Annotated in this window: 18 protein-coding genes; 6 read left to right on the top strand and 12 right to left on the bottom strand. The window is 70.7% G+C overall.

Annotated elements, in window-relative coordinates:
* The first annotated feature begins 35 nt into the window (after window positions 1-35).
* Window positions 36-902: a fumarylacetoacetate hydrolase family protein gene (locus FVP77_RS03510; protein WP_147893273.1), complete on the top strand. Its 867-nt coding sequence runs from the start codon at window positions 36-38 to the stop codon at window positions 900-902.
* Window positions 903-923: 21 nt separating this feature from the next.
* Here FVP77_RS03510 and FVP77_RS03505 read toward each other — a convergent pair whose 3' ends face one another.
* Window positions 924-2,414, bottom strand: coding sequence for an aspartate ammonia-lyase (locus FVP77_RS03505; protein ID WP_147893272.1), 1,491 nt, complete (start codon window positions 2,412-2,414; stop codon window positions 924-926).
* Between the two features lie 118 nt (window positions 2,415-2,532).
* Complete coding sequence (locus tag FVP77_RS03500; protein WP_147893271.1) at window positions 2,533-3,444, bottom strand: phosphodiesterase; 912 nt, start codon at window positions 3,442-3,444, stop codon at window positions 2,533-2,535.
* 80 nt (window positions 3,445-3,524) lie between these two features.
* On the opposite strand from FVP77_RS03500, the gene FVP77_RS03495 reads away from it, so the two are divergent.
* Together FVP77_RS03495 and FVP77_RS03490 are read left to right on the top strand one after the other, a co-directional pair.
* Window positions 3,525-5,099 carry a molybdopterin-dependent oxidoreductase gene (locus tag FVP77_RS03495; protein ID WP_147893270.1) on the top strand — a complete coding sequence of 525 codons (1,575 nt, stop codon included), beginning with the start codon at window positions 3,525-3,527 and terminating at the stop codon, window positions 5,097-5,099.
* A gap of 41 nt (window positions 5,100-5,140) precedes the next feature.
* Entirely contained in the window at window positions 5,141-7,261 is a 2,121-nt protein-coding gene (locus FVP77_RS03490) for a S9 family peptidase (protein ID WP_147893269.1), read from the top strand.
* 118 nt (window positions 7,262-7,379) lie between these two features.
* Here the strand turns inward: FVP77_RS03490 and FVP77_RS03485 are convergent, their stop codons facing one another.
* The 3 genes from FVP77_RS03485 to FVP77_RS03475 form a co-directional block, all read right to left on the bottom strand.
* Entirely contained in the window at window positions 7,380-8,408 is a 1,029-nt protein-coding gene (locus FVP77_RS03485) for a 6-phosphofructokinase (RefSeq protein WP_147893268.1), read from the bottom strand.
* Window positions 8,409-8,544: 136 nt separating this feature from the next.
* Window positions 8,545-10,704, bottom strand: a complete 2,160-nt coding sequence (locus FVP77_RS03480; protein WP_147893267.1) for a DEAD/DEAH box helicase — start codon at window positions 10,702-10,704, stop codon at window positions 8,545-8,547.
* Window positions 10,705-11,002: 298 nt separating this feature from the next.
* Window positions 11,003-13,288 (bottom strand): heavy metal translocating P-type ATPase, encoded by a 2,286-nt coding sequence (locus FVP77_RS03475; RefSeq protein WP_147893266.1) that lies wholly within the window; start codon window positions 13,286-13,288, stop codon window positions 11,003-11,005.
* A gap of 85 nt (window positions 13,289-13,373) precedes the next feature.
* Between FVP77_RS03475 and FVP77_RS03470 the strand changes: the two genes are divergently transcribed.
* Both FVP77_RS03470 and deoC read left to right on the top strand, forming a co-directional pair.
* Window positions 13,374-14,735, top strand: coding sequence for an MFS transporter (locus tag FVP77_RS03470; protein ID WP_187266802.1), 1,362 nt, complete (start codon window positions 13,374-13,376; stop codon window positions 14,733-14,735).
* 10 nt (window positions 14,736-14,745) lie between these two features.
* On the top strand, window positions 14,746-15,462 hold the full coding sequence (gene deoC, locus FVP77_RS03465; RefSeq protein ID WP_147893265.1) for a deoxyribose-phosphate aldolase: 717 nt from the start codon (window positions 14,746-14,748) through the stop codon (window positions 15,460-15,462).
* 112 nt (window positions 15,463-15,574) lie between these two features.
* Here deoC and FVP77_RS03460 read toward each other — a convergent pair whose 3' ends face one another.
* The 6 genes from FVP77_RS03460 to FVP77_RS03435 form a co-directional block, all read right to left on the bottom strand.
* Window positions 15,575-16,540: a bifunctional riboflavin kinase/FAD synthetase gene (locus FVP77_RS03460; RefSeq protein ID WP_147893264.1), complete on the bottom strand. Its 966-nt coding sequence runs from the start codon at window positions 16,538-16,540 to the stop codon at window positions 15,575-15,577.
* On the bottom strand, window positions 16,537-16,992 hold the full coding sequence (locus FVP77_RS03455) for a hypothetical protein (RefSeq protein WP_147893263.1): 456 nt from the start codon (window positions 16,990-16,992) through the stop codon (window positions 16,537-16,539). The genes FVP77_RS03460 and FVP77_RS03455 overlap by 4 nt, the downstream gene beginning before the upstream one ends.
* A gap of 65 nt (window positions 16,993-17,057) precedes the next feature.
* Complete coding sequence (locus tag FVP77_RS03450; protein WP_116647385.1) at window positions 17,058-17,426, bottom strand: hypothetical protein; 369 nt, start codon at window positions 17,424-17,426, stop codon at window positions 17,058-17,060.
* Window positions 17,423-18,319 (bottom strand): tRNA pseudouridine(55) synthase TruB, encoded by an 897-nt coding sequence (truB, locus tag FVP77_RS03445; protein ID WP_147893262.1) that lies wholly within the window; start codon window positions 18,317-18,319, stop codon window positions 17,423-17,425. The genes FVP77_RS03450 and truB overlap by 4 nt, the downstream gene beginning before the upstream one ends.
* On the bottom strand, window positions 18,319-18,918 hold the full coding sequence (locus FVP77_RS03440; RefSeq protein WP_147893261.1) for a nucleoside/nucleotide kinase family protein: 600 nt from the start codon (window positions 18,916-18,918) through the stop codon (window positions 18,319-18,321). The genes truB and FVP77_RS03440 overlap by 1 nt, the downstream gene beginning before the upstream one ends.
* Before the next feature lie 70 nt (window positions 18,919-18,988).
* Entirely contained in the window at window positions 18,989-19,645 is a 657-nt protein-coding gene (locus FVP77_RS03435; RefSeq protein WP_147893260.1) for a hypothetical protein, read from the bottom strand.
* An 82-nt stretch (window positions 19,646-19,727) separates the two neighbouring features.
* Here FVP77_RS03435 and FVP77_RS03430 point away from each other — a divergent pair, with 82 nt between their 5' ends.
* Window positions 19,728-20,630, top strand: a complete 903-nt coding sequence (locus FVP77_RS03430; protein WP_147893259.1) for an HhH-GPD family protein — start codon at window positions 19,728-19,730, stop codon at window positions 20,628-20,630.
* Between the two features lie 51 nt (window positions 20,631-20,681).
* Here the strand turns inward: FVP77_RS03430 and rbfA are convergent, their stop codons facing one another.
* Entirely contained in the window at window positions 20,682-21,116 is a 435-nt protein-coding gene (gene rbfA, locus FVP77_RS03425; RefSeq protein ID WP_147893258.1) for a 30S ribosome-binding factor RbfA, read from the bottom strand.
* Window positions 21,117-21,166: the final 50 nt, after the last annotated feature.

Below are 21,166 nucleotides of genomic sequence, written 5' to 3'. Positions count from 1 at the left end.
GCGGGGTGCCGCACGCCGCCGGGTAGCGTGGACGCATGCGGTTTGCCCACGTTCAGTCAGCGTCGTCCGAACTCTCCCCCCGCCTGGTGGTGGTCGGCGACGAGGCGATGACCTTCGTCGACGAGTTGTTCGACGACGCGCCCGGCACCCTCGAGGCCCTCATCGCCGGAGGCGACGAGCTGCTCGACCGTGTCCGCAGCGCCGCGGACGCCGCATCCTGGATCCCGCTCGACGGGGTGGCGTTCGCATCGGCCGTCCTGACGCCCCCGGTGATCCTCGCGATCGGGTTGAACTACTCCGCGCACTCGGGCGAACTCGGGCTCAAGACCGACTCGACACCCACCGTCTTCGTGCTGTGGCCCAATTCCCTCGCCGGGCACGAGGCGACCACGTCGTGGCCGCGCACCCTGAGCGAATCGGTCGACTACGAGGCGGAGCTGGGCGTGATCATCGGGCGTCCCGCGAAGGACGTCGCCACGGAGGACGCCCTCGACCACGTGTGGGGCTACACGGTGGTCAACGACATCACCGCCCGCGACATCCAGTTCTCCGAGGCGCAGTGGTCGCGGTGCAAATCGTTCGACGGGTTCACCCCGACCGGTCCGTTCGTCGTGACCGCCGACGAGATCCCCGATCCGCAGGCCCTGCACATCTGGACCGTGGTCGACGGACACACGGTGCAGGACGCGTCCACCGGCCAGATGGTGCGCTCCGTCGCAACGCTCATCTCGCACCTGTCGCAGTCGGTCACGCTGCTGCCGGGGACGCTCATCTCCACCGGCAGCCCGGGCGGGGCGGGTTACTCCCGCGACCCGCAGATCTTCCTCCGCGACCGCTCCACCGTCACGGTCGGCGTCGACGGGGTGGGGGCGCTCACGACCCACTGCCGGATCATCGGCTGATCCGTCGGCGCGCCGCCCCGCTCAGTCCTCGGGGGGCGAGACGACGTCGGTCGAGGAGCGGATGACGGGGATCGCCTCGGTGATCGCCTCGAGCCCGGACAGACGCATGGGCGAGATCTGCTTCGTGACCTCGGCTCGCGACATGAGGCCCGCCTCGACGACGAGGTCGGCGACATTGCGCCCCGTCAGCAGCGCGGTCTTCGCCAGCGCCGCGGCCGCCGCGTAGCCGATGAAGGGCGTGAGAGCGGTGACGACGCCGACCGACGAGCCGACCATCGCGCCGAGTCGCTCCCGGTTCGCGGTGATGCCGTCGATGCAGTTCACCCGCAGCGTCAACATCGCACGCTGCATCCACGTCATCGACTGGAAGATGGAGTGCGCGATCACCGGCTCGAAGGCGTTGAGCTGCAGCTGGCCGCCCTCGACCGCCATCGTGACGGTGAGGTCGGCGCCCGCCACTGCGAAGGCGACCTGGTTGACGACTTCGGGGATGACCGGGTTGACCTTCCCCGGCATGATGCTCGAACCCGCCTGGCGGGGCGGCAGATTGATCTCGCCGAACCCGGCCTGGGGGCCGCTGGAGAGGAGCCGCAGGTCGTTGCAGATCTTCGACAGCTTGATCGCATTGCGCTTCAGCGACGACGAGAACGACATGAACGAGCCCGTGTCGCTCGTCGACTCCACCAGGTCGGTCGCGGTATCGAGGTCGAGCCCGGTGATCGATCGGAGATGGTGCAGCACGGCCTTCGCGTAGGTCGAGCGTGCCGTGATCCCCGTACCGATCGCGGTCGCTCCCATGTTGACCTCGGCGAGGAGGTAGGCGTTCTCGGTCAGCCGGTTGTAGTCCTCGCCGAGGGTGGTCGCGAATCCGTGGAACTCCTGCCCGAGCGTCATGGGCACGGCGTCCTGCAGCTGGGTGCGACCGACCTTGAGCACGTCGTGGAACTCCACCGATTTCGCCAGGAACGACTGCCGGAGCAACGACAGCTCGGCCAGCAGGCTCTTGAGGTTGAGCGCGAGCCCGACCTTGATCGCCGTCGGGTACACGTCGTTGGTCGACTGGCTGCGGTTGGTGTGGTCGATCGGCGAGAGGAACCCGTAGTCGCCCTTCGGACGCCCGGCCTCTTCGAGGGCGATGTTGGTCAGCACCTCGTTGGCGTTCATGTTCGTCGACGTGCCGGCACCTCCCTGGATGACGCCCACCACGAACTGGTCGTGGAACTCGCCGTCGATGACCCGCTGGGCCGCGCGATCGATCAGCAGCCCTCGCTCGGTGTCGAGGACGCCTATCTCGATGTTGGCGCGCGCCGACGCCTGCTTGACCATCGCCAGAGCCCGGACGAGATCGGGGTAGACCGAGATCGGCCGCTGCGAGATCGGGAAGTTCTCGAGCGCGCGGGCGGTGTGGATGCCCCAATACGCCTCGGCGGGGATCTGCAGGGATCCCAGCGAATCGGTCTCCGTGCGGGTGCGCTCGGTGGTGTCCTGGAGCTTCGTCGCGTCCTGTGGCATGTAGATCCTTTTGGGTTACGGCCGGTCGGGGTGCGTCGAGCCTACCCGCGTGGGCCGAGCGCCCCCTTCGACGCCGGGGTGATCCACGGTGGCCCGACGGGACACCGCGTACAGCCCGTCAGGAGCGCTTGCGAGAGAACGCGTCGAGTCGTTCCTCGGGGGTGAGGCGGGCCATGCGCTCGGTCCACTCCGCCGTGAAGTACTCCCCCGTCTGCGGATCGTCCACGACGGGAACGACCGCGTGGGTGATCGTGTCGTCGTAGACGTGGACGAGGTGGAAGGACTGCCCGGCGTCCATCCCGTTCACCTCGACCGCCGGGCGGGCGAGATCCATCGTGTAGCAGGTCGCCGCCGCCACGCTCACCGGCACCCCGGCGAACGTGCCGCTGGTCGAATAGTGGAGATGGCCGGCGAGGATGCCGCGCACGTCGGTTCCCGCGACCACCTCGGCGAGCGCGCGCTGGTCGCGGAGCTCGAGGATGTCGAAGAAGGGGATGTGCGTCGGAAGCGGCGGGTGGTGCAGCGCCAGGAGCGTCCCCAGCGGCGCGGGCTCGGCGAGGATGCCGGCGAGCCAGTCCCGTTGCGCCGCATCGATCTCGCCGTGATGCCATCCGGTCACGGTCGAGTCGAGCGCGACCAGCCGGAGGCCGTCGAGGTCCCACACCCCCGTGATCGGCTCCTGCGTCGCATCCGCATCGAGGAGGTGCTCGCGCATGGCGGGCCGTTCATCGTGGTTACCCGCCACCCACACCAGCGGCGCCCCCAGTCGCTCGGCGACCGGCTCCACCTCTGCGCGCAGCGCCGCGTAGGCCTCCGGTTCGCCCAGATCGGTGAGATCGCCGGTGAAGACGAGCGCGTCGGGGCGGATGCGGAGAGCCTCGACAGCGCGCATCGTGCGGGCGAGGTTGGCCGCGACGTCGTACCGGCCGCCCAGCCTGCGGTCGCCGGCGAGGAGGTGCGTGTCGCTCAGATGCACGATCACACGCCGCGCGGGCGGGTGCTGACCGAACTGCGTCGATGCTCCGACCATGCCCCCAGCCTAGAGCGCACATCCGAATCGTCCGCGGCCGCGAATAGGTATCGACCACGACGAGACGGGGAGGCCCAGCCATGGCCGCACGACGCAAGACCTTCACCGCCTGGTCGGCGGTGGCCGGCATCGTCTCGGCCGCCGCGTTCCTCGCGGCCGCCGAACTCGTCGCCCTGCTGGTGGCACCCCAGGCGAGTCCGCTGCTGGCGGTGGGCTCGTTCGTGATCGACATCGTGCCTCAGCCGCTCAAGGAGTTCGCGATCTCGACATTCGGGGAGAACGACAAGATCGCTCTGCTGGTCGGCCTCGGCCTCGCGGTCGTCATCGCCTCGGCGATCGCGGGAATCCTCGAGTACGTGCGTCCGCCTCTGGGCGCCGTCCTTCTCGTCGTCGCGGGCGTGCTCTCCGGCGCGGCGATCCTGACGCGCGCGGGTGCCGGTTTCCTCTCCGCCCTCCCCCCGCTCGCCGGCACGATCGTGGGGGTCGTGCTCATCCTGATGCTGGGACGACGCCTTCGAGCATGGCGCGACGGCGCCACGACCGCCCCCTCGGAGTCGGACTCCGGCGAGGGTGCACCGACCGCGGGGGCGAGCCGGCGCGGATTCTTGGGGATGACGGCCATCGCCGCCCTCGCCTCCGTCGTGGTGGGTGTGGGCTCGCGCGTCATCTCGGCGACGACCTCCTCGATCGCCGCTGTGCGCGACGCCATCCAGCTTCCGGCGGTGCGCTCGACCGTTACGGTTCCCGCCGGCGCCGAGGCCGACGTGGAAGGGCTCTCCCCCCTGTTCACCCCCAACGCCGACTTCTACCGCGTCGACACCGCGCTGACCGTTCCGTCCATCGACCCGTCGACCTGGAGCCTGGTCATCGACGGCATGGTCGATCAGCGCGTAGAGCTCTCCTTCGACGACCTCGTGGGGATGGGACTCGACGAGTACGGCATCACCCTGACCTGCGTCTCGAACGAGGTCGGCGGCGGCCTCGTCGGCAACGCGATCTGGCAGGGCGTTCCCATCCGCGACATCCTGGCGATGGCGGGGCCCCAGGCGGGCGCCGACATGGTGCTGTCCCGCAGCGTCGACGGCTACACCGCGAGCACACCTCTCGACACCCTGACCGACGACAACCGCGACGCGATCTTCGCGGTCGCCATGAACGGCGAGCCCCTGCCGCTCGAGCACGGCTTCCCGGTGCGGATGGTCGTCCCCGGCCTGTACGGCTACGTCTCGGCGACGAAATGGGTCACCGAGCTGAAGGTGACCACGTTCGCCGCCGACGAGGCCTATTGGACCCCGCGCGGGTACGCCGCGGAGGCGCCGATCAAGATGTCGTCGCGCATCGACACCCCGCGCTCGGGAACACCGGTCACCGCGGGCACCGTCCCGATCGCCGGCATGGCGTGGGCGCAGACCACCGGGATCCAGAGCGTCGAGGTCTCGATCGACGACGGCGACTGGCAGCAGGCGAACCTCTCCACGCCGGTCAACGCCGACACCTGGGTGCAGTGGTGGCTGGAGTGGCAGGCCGAGGCCGGCACGCACTACGTCACCGTTCGCGCGACCGACAAGAACGGTCAGGTGCAGATCGAGGACCGCGCACCGATCGCCCCCGACGGCTCCTCGGGCTGGCAGCGCACCCTCGTCACCGTGCGCTGACGACCGGCCGAGGGGCGGTGCTCCTCGGCTAGCGTGGGAGCGTGAACGACGCCCAGGCCCTTCCCGATCCCCCCGTCGCCGAGCGCCGCTCGACGATCCGCTCCCACCACGGCGACACCTTCGACGATCCCTACGAGTGGTTCCGCGCGAAGGACGACGCGGCCGTCCTCTCCCACCTCGAGGCCGAGAACGCCTACACCGACGCCCGGACGGCTCATCTCGAGGGACTGCGCGAACAGGTCTTCCAGGAGATCAAGGGCCGCACCCTGGAGACCGACCTGTCCGTCCCCAGCCGCCGCGGCGCATGGTGGTACTACGGCCGAACCGTAGAGGGCAGCCAGTACGGCATCCAATGCCGTGCTCCCCTCGCCTCGCCCGACGACTGGACGCCCCCGGAGCTCGCTCCGGGCGAGCCCGTCCCCGGCGAGCAGGTGCTCCTCGACGGCAACATCGAGGCCGAGGGCACCGAATTCTTCTCGCTCGGCAGCTTCGAGGTCTCCACCGACGGGCAGCGGATGCTGTACGGCGTCGACGTCGCCGGCGACGAGCGCTACACCCTCCGCGTGCGCGACCTCGCGACCGGTGAGAACCTCGCCGACGAGATCCCCGATACATTCGCCGGGGCCTCGTTCTCGCCCGACGGTCGCTACGTCGTCTACACGACCGTCGACGACGCCTGGCGCCCCGACACGGTGTGGCTGCACGAGATCGGCACCCCGGTCGACGACGACGTGAAGCTGTTCACCGAGCCCGACGAGCGGTACTGGGTCGGCGCGGGCTTCACCCGCAGCGACCGCTATCTCGTCATCGACGTCGGCTCGTCGATCACCTCCGAGGAGTGGATCCTCGACGCCGACGACCTCCGCGGAGAACCGCGCGTGGTCTGGCCGCGCCGGGAGGGTGTGGAGTACTCCGCGTCCGACGCCGTGGTCGACGGAGAGGACGTGCTCTACGTGCTCCACAACGACGACGCTCTGGACTTCGAGCTCGTGCGGGTCGCCGCATCCGACCCTCAGGGCGAGCGGTCGGTCGTCATCGCGCACCGTCCGGGTCAGCGGCTGCTCGGCGTCGACACGTTCCGCGACTGGGGGGTCGTCGGATACCGGCGCGATGGTCTGCCCCGACTCGGCATGCTCGACTACGCCGACGGCGGGGTGCGAGAGATCGAGTTCGACGAGCCGCTCTACAGCGTCGGCACGGGCGGCAATCCCGAATGGGCGCCGCCTCTCCTGCGAGTCGGCTACGGCTCGTTCGTCACCCCCGGCACGGTCTTCGACTACGAGATCGCGACCGGCGAGCTGCTGCTGCGCAAGCGCCAGCCCGTGCTCGGGGGCTACGACTCCGCCGACTACGGCCAGGCACGCGTCTGGGCCCCCGCGCAGGACGGCACCCGGGTGCCCATCTCCCTGGTGTGGAAGCGCTCGTTCGGCGAGGTCGGCTCGGCCCCGCGTCCGCTGCACCTCTACGGATACGGGTCGTACGAGCACTCGATCGAGCCCGGCTTCTCGGTCGCGAGGTTGTCGGAGCTCGACCGGGGCGTCGTCTTCGCCGTCGCGCACGTGCGCGGCGGCGGCGAGATGGGCCGGCAGTGGTACGAGGACGGGAAGACGCTCGCGAAGCGCAACACGTTCACCGACTTCGTCGACTGCGCACGCCATCTCGTCGAGGCGGGCTACACGACCCCCGACCGGATGGTCGCGGAGGGTGGAAGCGCCGGCGGCCTGCTGATGGGCGCCATCGCGAACCTCGCCCCCGAGCTGTTCGCCGGCGTACTCGCGAGCGTGCCCTTCGTCGACGCGCTCACCACGATCCTCGACCCCTCCCTCCCGCTCACCGTCATCGAGTGGGACGAGTGGGGCGATCCACTGCACGACCCCGACGTCTACGCGTACATGAAGTCGTACTCGCCGTACGAGAACGTGCGCGAGGGCGTCGTCTACCCCCGCATCCTCGCCGTCACGTCGCTCAACGACACGCGCGTCCTCTACGTCGAGCCGGCCAAGTGGGTCGCGCGTCTGCGCGAGGTCGGCGCCGACGCGATGCTCAAGTGCGAGATGGTCGCCGGTCACGGCGGCGTCAGCGGTCGGTACAACTCCTGGCGCGAGCGGGCGTTCGAGCTCGCCTGGCTGCTCGACGTGCTCGGCGTCGCCGACGCGTCCTGACCGCGGCGACCGGCGCCCCGCACCCGGTCTCGTAGGTAGGAGAAGAGCCCGGCGTAGGACGATCTCGATCGGATCGTCCTACGCCGGACTCTTGTCCTACGCCGGCGACCGCGAGGGATCAGCCGAAGAGCGCCGCGGCCTCTTCGTAGCGGTAGAGCGGCACGGTGTTCAGCTCGCCGAGCGCGTCGGCGAACGGCACGCGCACGATGTCGGTGCCGCGCATGGCCACCATCTGACCCCAGTCTTGCTCGAACAGGGCGTCGGCGGCGTGGAGCCCGAGACGCGTCGCGAGCACGCGGTCGAAGCCCGAGGGCGACCCGCCGCGCTGGATGTGGCCGAGAACCGTCGAGCGGGTCTCGATGCCGGTGATCCGCTCGATCTCGGGGGCGAGCACCTCGCTGATCCCGCCGAGGCGGGGGCGGTTGAATGCGTCGAGGCCCTTGTCGCTGAACGCCTCGTTCATGCCCTTGAGCGTGAAACCCTCCGACACGACGATGAGCGGCGCGCGACCGCGGTCGTGTGCCCGCGTGACCTGGTCGACGATCTCGTCGAGCGACAGCGGCACCTCGGGGATGCAGATGACGTGGGCGCCCGCGGCGATCCCCGCGTGCAGGGCGATCCAGCCGACGTGGCGGCCCATGACCTCGGCGACCATGCAGCGCTGGTGGGAGTCGCCGGTCGTGCGCAGACGGTCCATCGCGTCGGTGGCGATGTTGACCGCGGTGTCGAAACCGAACGAGTAATCGGTCGCACGCAGGTCGTTGTCGATCGTCTTCGGCACGCCGATGACGTTGATCCCGTCCTTCGACAGGCGGTCGGCGGCGGCGAGCGTCCCCTCGCCGCCGATCGCGACGATGCCGTCGATGCGGTGGCCGTACAGGGTCTTGGCGATGTTCTCGGCGCCGCCGCGCACCCCCTCGTAGGGGTTGGTGCGGCTCGTGCCGAGGATGGTGCCGCCGACCTTGGACAGGCCCTTCACCTCGTGACGGGTGAGCGGGAAGAAGTCGGCGTCCACGACGCCGCGCCAACCGTCTCGGATGCCTACGAACTCGATGTCGTAGTTCGTCGTGCCCTTGAGCACGATTCCGCGGATGACGGCGTTGAGACCGGGGCAGTCGCCGCCGCTCGTCAGGATGCCGATCTTCATAGCTGTGGTCCTCGCTGTGTCGGGTGGGAGAGCCGGCGACGTTGCCACACCGACCCTAGCGTCGGAGGCGATGCGTCAGCCACTCGACGGGCGCGTGGGCGAGTGCGGCGGCCGGTCTCCCGCCGCCGCACTCGCATCATTCGCCGCCGAGAGTGCGTCGCAGCACGTGCATGAGCGCGCTCAGCTGCACCGAGTCGCTCGATCCCGGATCGACCGCTTCGCCGTCGAGGGCGCGGGCGGCCAGACCCTGCTTGGAGTCGATGAGCTCGGCGATCTTCGTGTCGATCGTGTGAGCCGCGATGATCCGCCAGGCGGTCACGGGCTCTTCCTGCCCGATGCGGTGCACGCGGTCGATGGCCTGCGTCTGCTCGGCAGCGGTCCAGCTCAGCTCGGCGAGCACGACGTTGGACGCGGCCTGCATGTTCAGCCCCACGCCGGCGGCGGTGAGGGAGCACACCGCGATCCCGACGCCCGGGTCGTTGTTGAACGCGTCGATCGCGAGCTGTCGCGCGGGTGTCGTCTGGTCTCCGCGGATGGAGACGGTGCGAAGACCCGACGCGGCGAAGTGGGACTCCGCAGCATCCATCACGTCGATGTGCTTGGCGAAGAAAACCACCTTGCCGACGGAGCGCTGCAGCTGCACCGCGTAATCGGCGGCGAGGTGGGCCTTGGCCTGCCCGATCTTGCGCACCATCGTGAAGACGTTCTCGGAGCCCGTGCCCGCGGCCTTCGACTCCTCGAGCTCGTTGTGCGCGACGAGGCGCACGATGTCGTCGTCGATCTCGCCGGGCGCGAGGCCGCGGTCGCCGCGAGCCTCGAGGATGCGGCGGTACCGCGCGGCGAGCCGTTCGCCGAGCTCGCGCTCGGCCTGGCGCACCGATCGACCGAATTCGTCGTCGAGCTCGACCGGGAGGTCGGCGATGAGCTTGTCGGGCAGGTCGGCCGCGACGTCCTTCTTCTTGCGGCGGACGATGCCCATCGAGATGACGGCCTCGCGTGCCTCAGGATAGAACGCCTTGTCGGCCGGGGTGAGGCCGGTCGACTCGAGCTTGTCCATCAGCTCGGCGCCGGGCTTCTCGCCCAGCGTCCAGCCGAGGAAGCGCCAGATGGCGTCGAAGTCCTCGACGTCGTTGATCAGCGGCGTACCCGTGAGAGCGAGCATCAGCGGATCGCGCACCTGCTCGCGGATGCGCCCGGCGAGCGCCAGCACGTTCTGCGAGCGCTGCGAGGTGAGGTTCTTGATGAAGTGGGCCTCGTCGACGACCATGCCCTTGAGGCCGATCGAGCCGAGCCACGACAGGTGTCGATCGAGGATCTCGTAGTTGACGATGAAGACGTCGGCGAAGGCGTCGACGTCACGACCGTCGCCGCTGACGACGGTGGCCCGTCGCTGCGGAGTCCATCGGCCGACCTCGCGCAGCCAGTTCATCTTCACGACGTTGGGCACGACGACCAGCAGCGGATAGGCGCCCGCCACCGACGCGGCGAGCACCGACTGAGCGGTCTTGCCGAGGCCGGGCTCGTCGGCGAGGAGGAAACTGCGGTGGCCCTCGCGGACCGACTCGAGGAAACGGGACTGGTGCGCCATGACCTCGAGGCCCTTGGGCGACAGCCGGTCGAACTCGGGCACCTCGGGGAGATCCATGGATGCTGCGGATCCGCCTGCCCCGGTCTCGAAGGCCTTGAACAGCGGACCCATGAGCTCCCATCCGTCCAGTCGCCGGCGGGGCGCGCTCTGGGGCGCGGCCGCGGTCAGGTCGGGTGCGAGGAAGGGGTTCGCCATCTGGCGCGACTCGATCGCGGGCGGCACGACCTGGCGCTCGGCGAGCGCCGCCGGCACGACCGGCTGCGAGACCGGGGCGACGTCGGTGATGATGAGCTCGTCCGGCGGCAGCTCGGCGCCCGACTCGATGAGCCAGTCGCGGCGCATGCGGCGCGCCACCGGCGACGTCGCCTGGTCGACCTCGAGCAGTTGGATGAGCGACGTGTCGCGCGCGGCGGTCTTGGCGAGGATGGTCGCCACCCCGTCGAGACGCTTCAGCAGCTCGGCGCGGGCACCGGCGTCGAGCTCGGCCTCGGCCTTCACCCGCGCGCGCTCTTCACGCACCAGGAACGCGATCACCTGGAACTTGACGCGATTGGTCGGTCCGAGCTTGCCCCGTTGCGCCTTGGCCTCGACCTCGCGCACCTTGCGCGCGAGGATCGGGATGAGGGGTGCTTCGTCGTCGCGGCGTGCCGCGGAAGTCTTTCTGCGCCGCGACGAGTTGTTCTGCGCGGCGGGTGCCGTGGTCGGCATGCTCCTCCTGAGCGTGTCAGCCGGATGACCCGGCGATGACCGGTCGAGCCGGTGTTGTCTACGATCCCGCGGGGGCGGTCAGCCGTCACGCACGCGGGGAGGGACCGTCGAACGGACGCGGATCGGCGTCCTGGCCGATTCGTTCCGGCGAGTGCGGCACATTCCCGCGAGTGGTCCCCGACCTCCAGTCTAGCGTCTGGCGCCGATACCTCACTCCCCCACGGCGCGGACGCCGCCCACGGGGGCCCGGGAGGCGCCGCGCGCACTCAGGAGATGACCGCGGCGCCCCCGGGTCGTGTCACCGGGCGCGTCGCAGACGAAGGCTGTTGAGCACGACGAACACGCTCGAGAACGCCATCGCCGCCCCCGCGAGCATGGGGTTGAGCAGTCCCAGCGCCGCCAGCGGGAGCGCTGCGACGTTGTACGCGAAGGCCCAGAACAGATTGCCGCGGATGACCCCCATCGTGCGGCGACTGAGCCGCACGGCGGTGACGATCGCGCGCGGGTCGCTGCGGACGAGCGTCACGTCACCGGCGTGCATCGCCGCATCCGCTCCCCCGCCCATCGCTATCCCCAGGTCGGCGGCGGCGAGGGCCGCCGCGTCGTTCACGCCGTCGCCGACCATCGCGACGACGCGGCCCTCGGCCTGCAGACGCTCGATCTCGGCGAGCTTGCCCTCCGGGAGCACCCCCGCGCGCACGGTGCCGATGCCCAGTTCCTGGGCAACCGCCTCGGCCACCCCGGCGTTGTCGCCGGTGAGCAGCACGACGTCGAGGCCCAGGCCGCGCAGGTCGGCGACCGCCCCGGCGCTCTCCGCACGCACCGTGTCGGCGATCTCGAAGACGGCGCGCACCCGCGGGCGCTCCTCGCCGAGGGCCCAGCCGGCGACCACCACGGTTCCCCGGCGCTCACCCGCGGCGACCGCGTCGGCGAGCGTCGGGGAGAGCTCCGCGCCCTGCTCCGCCGCGAAGGCCGGGCGCCCGGCGAAGACGGCCACGCCATCGACCGTGCCGATGACACCGCGACCCGCGAGCGAGCGCACGTCGTCGGCCACCGGGCCGTCGCCCGCCGCGGCGACGATCGCCCGGGCGACGGGGTGCTCGGAGCCGCGTTCGACGGCCGCGACGAGCGCGAGCGCCTGGGCGGCATCGGTCGCTTCGTCAGTCACGACCGAGGCCACCGTCATGCGCCCCTCGGTGAGGGTGCCGGTCTTGTCGAGCACGACCGTGTCGATCTTCTCGGCCGATTCGAGGGCCTCGGGACCGGTGACGAGGATCCCCAGCTGCGCGGCGCGACCCGTGCCGACGAGCACGGCGATCGGCGTCGCCAGGCCCAGCGCACAGGGGCAGGCGATGATGAGCACGGCGACCGCGGCGGTGAAGCCGGCGGAGAGGGGCTGGCCCGCCAGCATCCACACGCCCAGTGTTGCGACGGCCAGCACGATCACGATCGGCACGAAGATCGCCGACACGCGATCGGCGAGGCGCTGCACTCGGCTCTTGCCGAGCTGGGCGTCTTCCACGAGCCGAGCGATCCGCGCGAGGCGGCTCTCGCTGCCGACCGATGTCGCTCGCACGACGAGACGGCCGTCCGCAGAGATCGTGCCGCCCGTGACCGCATCGCCGGGGACGACGTCGACCGGCACGGACTCGCCGGTGAGCATGCTCTCGTCGACCGAGGCCGTTCCCTCCATGACCGTGCCGTCGGCGGCGATCGTTCCGCCGGGGCGCACGACGAAGAGATCGTCCGCGGCGAGGTGCTCGATGGGCACGGTCGTGCCGTCGGGGAGCTCGACGGTCTTCGCGCCGAGCTCGAGGAGCGACCTCAGGGCGGACCCGGCGCGTCGGGTCGCGCGCTGCTCGACGAAACGGCCGAGGAGGAGGAAGACGGTCACCGCGGCGACGACCTCGAAGTAGACGAGCGCGGTGGCATCGTGCACCGGCCCGAAGAGCACGACATCGTGCCGCAGGCCCAGCTCGCCGGCGTTGCCGAAGAAGAGCGCCCACGTGCTCCAGAGGTACGCGGCCACCGTGCCCAGCGTGATCAGGGTGTCCATCGTCGCCGCGCCGTGGCGGGCGTTCGCCACCGTCGCGCGGTGGAAGGGCCAGCCGCCCCAGAACAGGATCGGGGTGACGAGCACGAACGAGACCCACTGCCAGCCGGCGAACTGCAGCGCGGGAACCATGCCGAGCACCACGACCGGGAGGCCCAGGACGGCGCTCACGATCAGCCGGGTGCGCAGCGACGTCGCCCCCGGGCGGTCCTCGGTGTCGTGCACGTGGCCTTCGGCGCCGTGTCCTTCGGCGCCGTGGGAGTGGTCGGGGGCGGATGCTGCGTGCGCCGCCCTCTCATCGCGCCGCACCCGCGCGTCGTACCCGGCGCCGCGGACCGCCGCAACGAGCGCGTCGGCATCGAGGTCGTCGGGGAACGTCACGCGCGCCGACTCCGTGGCGAGGTTGACCGCCGCATCCACGCCGTCCACGGCGCGCAGCCGCTTCTCCACGCGTGCCACGCAGCTCGCACAGGTCATGCCCTCGATATCGAGGACCGCCGTGCGTCGTCCGTTCGGGTCGTGCTGGTCCATCACGCCTCCTTCGTCCACGTCAAGAACCACGATACCCCCCTGGGGTATTCCTGTCTCGGTGCGCGCACGGTCGTACAGTGAGCAGATGGCCGAGCAGATGACCCGCGATCAGCGGATGGTGCTGACGATCGCGATCCTGTCGTCGTTCGTCTCGTTCCTCGACGGCACGGTGGTGACCGTGGCGCTGCCGGCCATCTCCCGCGACCTGGGCGGCGGCCTCACCACACAGCAATGGGTCGTCGACGCCTACCTGATCACGCTCGGGGCGCTGATCCTCGTCGCGGGGTCGCTGAGCGATGTGCTCGGCCGCCTCGTCGTGCTGCGCATCGGGCTGATCGGATTCGCGGTGACCTCGATCGCGATCGGAGCCGCTCCCACCTCGGAATTCCTCATCGTCATGCGAGCCCTCCAGGGCGTTGCGGGGGCGCTCCTCGTGCCCAGTTCCCTCGCACTCATCACGGCGAACTTCCGCGGCCCGGCGCAGGCGAGGGCGATCGGGGTATGGACGGCGGCGACGACCGGCGCGATGATCGCCGGCCCGCTCGTGGGCGGACTCTTCGTCGACCTGCTCTCGTGGCGCCTGGTCTTCTTCATCAATGTGCTCCCCATCGCCCTCACACTGTTCCTGCTGGTGAGGCTCGGTCACCCCGACCACCGCCGCGAGGGCGCCCGGGTGGACTACCTGGGAGCGATCCTCTGCACCGTCGGACTCGGCGGCTCCGTGTTCGCGCTCATCGAGCAGTCCGCGCTCGGGTGGACCTCTCCGGTCATCTGGGGCTCGATGACGATCGGCCTGCTCTCGTTCGCCGCGTTCCTTCTGCGGCAACGCTTCGCTCGCGATCCGATGATGCCCCTCGACCTCTTCCGCGCCCGCAATTTCTGGACCGGCAACGTCGCGACCGCGTTCATCTACGGGGCGCTGTCGCTCAACGGCTTCGTCCTCGGCGTGTATCTGCAGCAGGGCGCCGGGCTCCCGGCAACCCTCGCGGGGCTGGCATCGCTGCCCGCGACGGTGCTGATGATCCTGTTCAGCTCGCGCGTCGGCGCTCTCGCGGGCAAGTGGGGGCCCCGCCTGTTCATGACGGTCGGTCCGATCCTCGCCGCGGGCGGCTCCCTCCTCCTCCTGTCGATCGGCGAGGACTTCGACTACTGGTGGCAGGTGCTCCCCGGCATCATCGTGTTCGGCTTCGGGCTGACGCTCACGGTCTCGCCGCTCACCTCGGCGATCCTCGGGGCGATCGACACCAGCCGGTCGGGCATCGCCTCGGCCGTCAACAACGCGGTCTCGCGGGTCGCCGGGCTCATCGCCGTCGCGATGGTCGCGCTGATCGTGGGCGGATCGATCGACCTCGGCGGCTTCCACCGCGCCGCTGTCGTCACCGCGGCCCTCCTCGCGATCGGGGGCGTGGTGTCGTTCCTCGGCATCCGCAACACCGCTCGCGCGTAGGCTGGGAGGCATGTCGAACCTCTCCGAGCGCGAGCTCGCCGCCACCATCGATCACGCGATCCTGAAGCCCGAACTCGTCCGCGCAGACGTCGACGCCGAGCTCGACATCGCCGCCGAGTGGGGCGTGTTCAGCGTGTGCGTCCGTCCCTCCGACATCGCCTACGCCGTGAAGCGCCTCGACGGAACGGGCGTCGCGGTGGGAACGGTCATCGGCTTCCCCCACGGCACGACGTCCACCGCGGCCAAGACCGCCGAGGTCGCTCAGGCCCTCGCCGACGGCGCGAGCGAGGTCGACATGGTCGTGAACATCGGATTCCTGCGCTCCGGCTTCGACGACGCCGTCGTAGACGACATCCGCGCCGTCGTGAACGCCGCGGAGGGTCGCATCGCCAAGGTCATCCTCGAGACCTCCTACCTCGACGACGATCAGATCGCCCGCGGCAGCCGCCTGACCGAGGCCGGCGGCGCCGCCTTCGTGAAGACCTCGACCGGGTTCGGCGGCGGCGGTGCGAGCGTCGAGCACGTGCGCCTCATGCGCGCCAGCGTCGGTCCCGCCGTGCAGGTGAAGGCGTCCGGGGGCGTCCGAAACCTCACCACCGCCCTCGCGATGATCGACGCCGGCGCCACCCGTCTCGGCACGAGCGCGGCCGCGACGATCCTGGGTGAGGCCCGCGCGATCGAGCGGGGCGACGGCCCCACCGGCGCGACCGACGCCGCCTCGTACTGAGCCCGCGCCGCTGAGCCCCCCGCTGAGCCCGCAGCGCTGAGAGTCCAAGACACCCGGGCCGCCCGAGGGCGGCGTCCGGGTGTCTTGGACTCTCGGCCGATCGTCCGCGTGATCAGTGGGCGCCGAGCACGGCCCGGACACGCTCGACGTCGTCGGCCATCTGCACCTTCAGCGCCTCGATGCCGTCGAACGCGACCATGCCGCGGATGCGCTCGACGAAGCGCACCTGCATGAGGTGCCCGTACAGGTCGAGGTCGGTCTCGTCGAGCACGTAGGCCTCGACCTGACGGACCAGGACGTCGTCGAACGTCGGATTGACGCCGATGCTGATCGCCGCCGGATACCGGGTTCCGGGGCGCAGACCGTCGGCTGACCCCTGGTCGATGAGCCAGCCGGCGTAGACGCCGTCGGCGGGGATGAATCCCTCGAGGTCGGGCGAGAGGTTGGCGGTCGGATAGCCGAGCTCGCGGCCTCGCTTGAGGCCGTGGACCACCTCTCCCCACACCGACGGCGCCGCCCCGAGGAGCTTGCCGGCCGCCGCGACATCGCCCTCGGCGAGCAGTTCTCGGATCCAGGTCGACGACACGCGCCGATCGGAGTCGATGGCCCGCACGTCGTCGACGATCTGCACGACGAACCCGAAGCGCTCCCCCATCGTCCTCAGCAGCTCGGCGTCGCCGGCACCGCCGCGTCCGAACCGGAAGTCGCGCCCGACGAGCACGCTGCGCACGCCCAGCGCTCCGACCAGCACGTGGCTCACGAACTCTTCGGCGTCGAGACTCGCCAGCTGCTCGTCGAACGTGAGCATGAGGGTCGCATCGACGCCGGCACGGTCGAGGAGCTCGAGCTTCTGGGTGACGCCCACGAGGCTCACCGGGCACAGATCGGGACGCAGCACGCTCAGGGGGTTGCGATCGAACGTCACGGCGACGACCTTCGCGCCCGTGGCCGCAGCATCCACCTTCGCCCGGTCGATGACGGCACGATGCCCGGCGTGGACGCCGTCGAACTTGCCGATGGCGACGACCGAGGGCCCGAAACCGGCGGGGACCTCCGAGGGGTCGCGGAACGTGATCACCAGGACGACCTCTCCATCGGCTCCGACTCCGGTACGGCGACCTCGCGCCCGGGGCGGTGCGTCACCAGCCACCAGATGCCCACGAACGGCAGCACCAGCGGGACGAAGACGTACCCCGACCCGAACCACGACCAGACCGTCTCCTCGGGGAAGAGGTCGTGCCGGATGAGGCTGAAGACCCCGACGACGAGGACGCCGACGAGTTCGAACGAGATCGCGGCCCACGCGACGAGATACCAGGCTCGGGAGGCGGAGAAGATCAGCGCGAGGGTCGCGATGATGTACACGGCCGCCGAGATGGCCGACAGCGTGAACGCCAGGGGCGCGTGCTCGAAACGCAGCACGATCTGAACGAAGGATCGTCCGGTCGCGGCGAGCGCCAGGATCGCGTAGACGACGACGAGAACCCGGCCGACGCCGGTCATGTTCCGGGGGCGAGTGCGGGATTCCATGGCTCTTCGATCTTAGAGTCGCGCGGGGAGGGTGCTCTCCGTGTGCGAAGGATGCTGCCGCCGGCTCACCCGATCTGGACGGTCCAGATCACGTGCATGCGCCACACCATGATCGCCACCGATGCGGCGCCGATCCCCATGATCACGGTGCTCCATCGGCTGCGCTCGACGAGCGCCCACGCGACGGCCGCCGGGGGGATGAGCACTGCCGAGACCAGGTAGACCCAGAACTCCAGCGCGCTCCCCGTCGGGGGGTTGCCGGCGAACGGGGCGATGATCGCCGTGACGACCTGGGCGATGAGCAGCACCTCGATCAAGGCGAGGCTTCCGACGGTGACGTCGCCGGGGCGTCTGCCCGCGAGCCCCGCGATCACGGCCACGAGGGCCGCGACCGACGCCACGGCCACCTGGGCGAGCGTGAACCAGAGGATCATGCGTTCTCCCCCGTCGGCAGATTCATCACGCTCTTGACGTCGACGCCGCGTCGTTCGACGACACCGATGAGCGCGCCCTCGGGATCGATCGCCGCGGCGGGCGACGCCGGCAGACGCGATGCGGCGCCCACGAGGCGTTTGCCGTGCCGGAGGTCTCGCGCCTCGTCGGCGGTGACCTCGAGCGCCCCGAGCACCGTCGTGCCCGCGTCGGCCGGGCTGAGGAGCGGCACGCCCGCCAAGGCGTCGAGGGGCGCCGCATCCGCCACCGAGAACGGTCCGATCCGCGTGCGCCGCAGGGCGGTCAGGTGGCCGCCGATGCCGAGCGCCGCGCCCAGGTCTCGGGCCAGCGCGCGGATGTACGTACCGCTGGAGCAGTCCACGACGACGTCGAGCTCGATGCGGTCGTCTTCGCGACGGCGTTCGATCACGTCGAACCGCGACACGACGACGTCGCGCGCCTTCAGTTCCACCTCGACGCCCTCGCGCGCGAGATCGTAGGCGCGACGACCGTTCACCTTGATCGCCGACACCGTGGTCGGCACCTGGGAGATCGCGCCGGTGAGGGCTGCGATCCCCTCGTCGATCGCGGCGTCCGTCACCGCGGCGACGTCCGAGCTCGATGCGCGGTCGACGACCTCGCCGTCGGCGTCGTCGGTATCGGTCGTCGCGCCCAGCAGCATGGTGGCCGTGTAGGTCTTGTCGGCGCCCACGATGAAGGTGAGCAGGCGCGTCGCGGCGTCGACCCCGAGCACGAGCAGCCCGGTCGCCATCGGGTCGAGGGTGCCGGCGTGGCCGACTTTGCGGGTGCCGCGGGCCTTCCGCGCGCGCGAGACGACGTCGTGACTGGTCATGCCCGCCGGCTTGTCGACGAGCAGCATGCCTCCCGCGGGCATCAGCAGAAGTCTCCGAAGATCCGCGTCGGGTTCTCGGGATCGGTGTTCTCGATGAGCGCGGACGCTGCCGCGCCCGGGTTCGATGAACGCCGGTAGGAGGCCGCGGCGTCCCGGAGCGCATCGTTCGACGCGGCGGCGGGGTCGGCCTCGGCTCGGCCGTCGCGAGCGAGCCGCGCGAAGGCCGACGTCGGGTGGGTTTCGAGCCACACCGACCAGTTCCACAGGCCTCGCAGCTCTCGCGTGAGCAGGAAGTCGCCGTCGACGACGAGCAGCGCGTCCGCGGGCGCCGTGGTCGCTTCCGCCGAGGGAGCGAGCGAGAAGCCGCCGGGAGACGACGAACGGAAGGGCTCCACGAGCGTGCGGCGCAGCTCATCGGCGTCGAGGCGGCCATCGGCACCGGCGAAGTCGGCGGCGGAGGCGCGCAGCGCGGTCTCGCCCTCCTCCGCGAAGGCTGCGGCGAGGGCGTCGGCGACGTCGGCTTGCCCGGAACCGGGGGTGCCGTCGACCGCGACGATGACGCGTCCGCGGCGGAGATTCTGTCGCACCTCTGCGCGCAGCTCGCGCATCATCGAGGCGGCCGAGGGGCTCGGGGAGTTCATCCCTCCAGCGTACGTTCCCGCGAGCGTCGGCTGACGTGTCTCCCCTCGGGCCCGGACCGGTTCATCTTGCTCAGGCGCAGGACTCGTACGGCGGCTCGTCGAGGCTCGTCGCGGTCAGCGCCCAGATGATGTCGAGCCCGGCCGTGTACGAGAGGAACACCGATCCCGCGCCCGCGCTCGATTCGATGGCGAGGTACCGCCGGTCGCCGACTCCCTCGATCTCGACGGCGTCGGGATAGGCCGCCAGGGCTTGATCCATCCTCGATCCGACCCCGATGCCCTCAGCGGTCAACGGGCCGATCGCCGGCCCCCCTTCGAGGTCGACGGGCGAGGCGGACACCTGGACGAGCTCGATCACCGGCGGATCCTGCTCGGCGACTTCGGCGCGCTGGAGCGTGAGGGTGTACCCGTCTTCGTCCGTCGACGCCAGCCACGGGCATGCCTCGGCTGGCGTGGCTCCTGCCGCGGCCACCGCATCGTCGTACGGCGTTCCCAACTCGATGCCGTCGATCCCGGAGGAATCGGCTCCCGCCTCGGCCGACGGAGAGGGTATGACCGTGGAGGTCGGCGACGGATCCGCCGGGACCTGGACCGTCTCGGTGACGGTGGGCACCGGTTCGGCGGCGGCGGTACAGCCGACGAGAAGGGCTGCCGCGGCAACCGCCCCGACGAGGGGCGAGAGGATGCGTGCACGGCGGGCGGTGGATCGTCCTGTGTCGATGTCCATCACTCGACGCTACGGCGCAGGCCGAGTGCGCCGCAGAGATACGCACGCGATTCTCAGAACCCGGCTGACGTACGCTGGCGTGATGCCCGAACTCGCCGCGCCGCTGGTCGAGTGGTACGGCCGCAACGCCCGTGACCTCCCCTGGCGTCGCGAGGGGTTCGGGGCGTGGGGAACGCTCGTCAGCGAGTTCATGCTTCAACAGACGCCCGTCGCCCGTGTCATCCCGCACCTCGAGGCCTGGCTCGACCGATGGCCGACCCCGGGTGCGCTCGCTGCGGAGGCGCCGGCCGAGGCCGTGCGGCAGTGGGCGAACCTCGGCTACCCGCGCCGCGCGCTCTGGCTGCACCGCGCCGCGACCGAGATCCGCGACCGCCACGGAGACGTGGTGCCCCGCGACGTCGACGCCCTGCTGGCCCTCACCGGGATCGGCGACTACACCGCCCGGGCCGTCGCGGTCTTCGCCTACGGCGACCACCACCCCGTCGTCGACACCAACACGCGCCGCGTGCTCGCGCGAGCCGTCGCCGGCCGGGGTCAGCCGGGCCCGCCGTCGCGTCGCGACCTCGTCGACATGGCCGCGGTGCTGCCCGACGATGTCGAGGCCGCCGCCGTGGTCAACGCCGCAGCGATGGAACTCGGCGCGACCGTCTGCACCGCCCGCTCACCCCGATGCGAAGCGTGCCCGCTCGCGGACGTCTGCCGCTGGCGCGCCGAGGGCTACCCCGACACGGGCGACACCCGCCGTCGGCAGGCGAAGTACGAGGGAAGCGATCGCCAGGCGCGAGGAGCGGTGATGCGGATGCTGCGCGACGCCGCCCCGTCCGCGGTGCCCCTCGAAACGATCATCGCCGACTGGCCCGACCGACGTCAGCGGGACCGCGCCATCGACTCGCTCGTCGTCGACGGCCTCGTCGAGGCATCCGACGGTCTTCTGCACCTGCCCCGCGGCCGAACCGGCCCGGACAGCACGATTCCCCTGTCGTGAACGGTGGGCGTGAGCCGCGGTTCGTGACAGGGGAATCGTCGTGACAAGCGTTCAGTCCTCGTCGTCGTCCTCGCGCGGCTTGACGTAAGGGTCGGCCTCGCCCGCGTAGGCAGCGCCCGCGGCGATACCCGCGACGGCCGCATCGCGCTCGGCGGCCTCGCGAAGGAGATCGGCGATGTTGCCGGCGTTCTCAGGGATCGCGTCGGCGATGAACTCGAGGGTCGGGGTCAGCCGGATGTTGAGCTGCTTGCCGACCTCGGCGCGGAGGAGTCCGGTCGCGGACTTGAGCGCCGCGCCCGTGTCGGCACGCTCCTCGGGCGTTCCGAGCACCGTGTAGAACACGGATGCGTGCTGGAGGTCACCGGTCACCCGGACGTCGGTGATCGTGACGAAGCCGAGGCGCGGGTCGCGGAGACCCTTCTCGAGCCGCTCGGCCACGAGCACCTTGATGCGGTCCGCCAAGCGCGCTTGCCGCTCTCCAGCCATGTTCTTCCTTCTCTCAGTTATCCCAGCGAGCGATGAGCCGAGGGAGGCCG

Source organism: Microbacterium hatanonis, assembly GCF_008017415.1.
GTDB lineage: Bacteria > Actinomycetota > Actinomycetes > Actinomycetales > Microbacteriaceae > Microbacterium > Microbacterium hatanonis.
The sequence above is the reverse complement of the archived record's forward strand: the minus strand, read 5'-3'. Positions and strand labels throughout refer to the sequence as shown.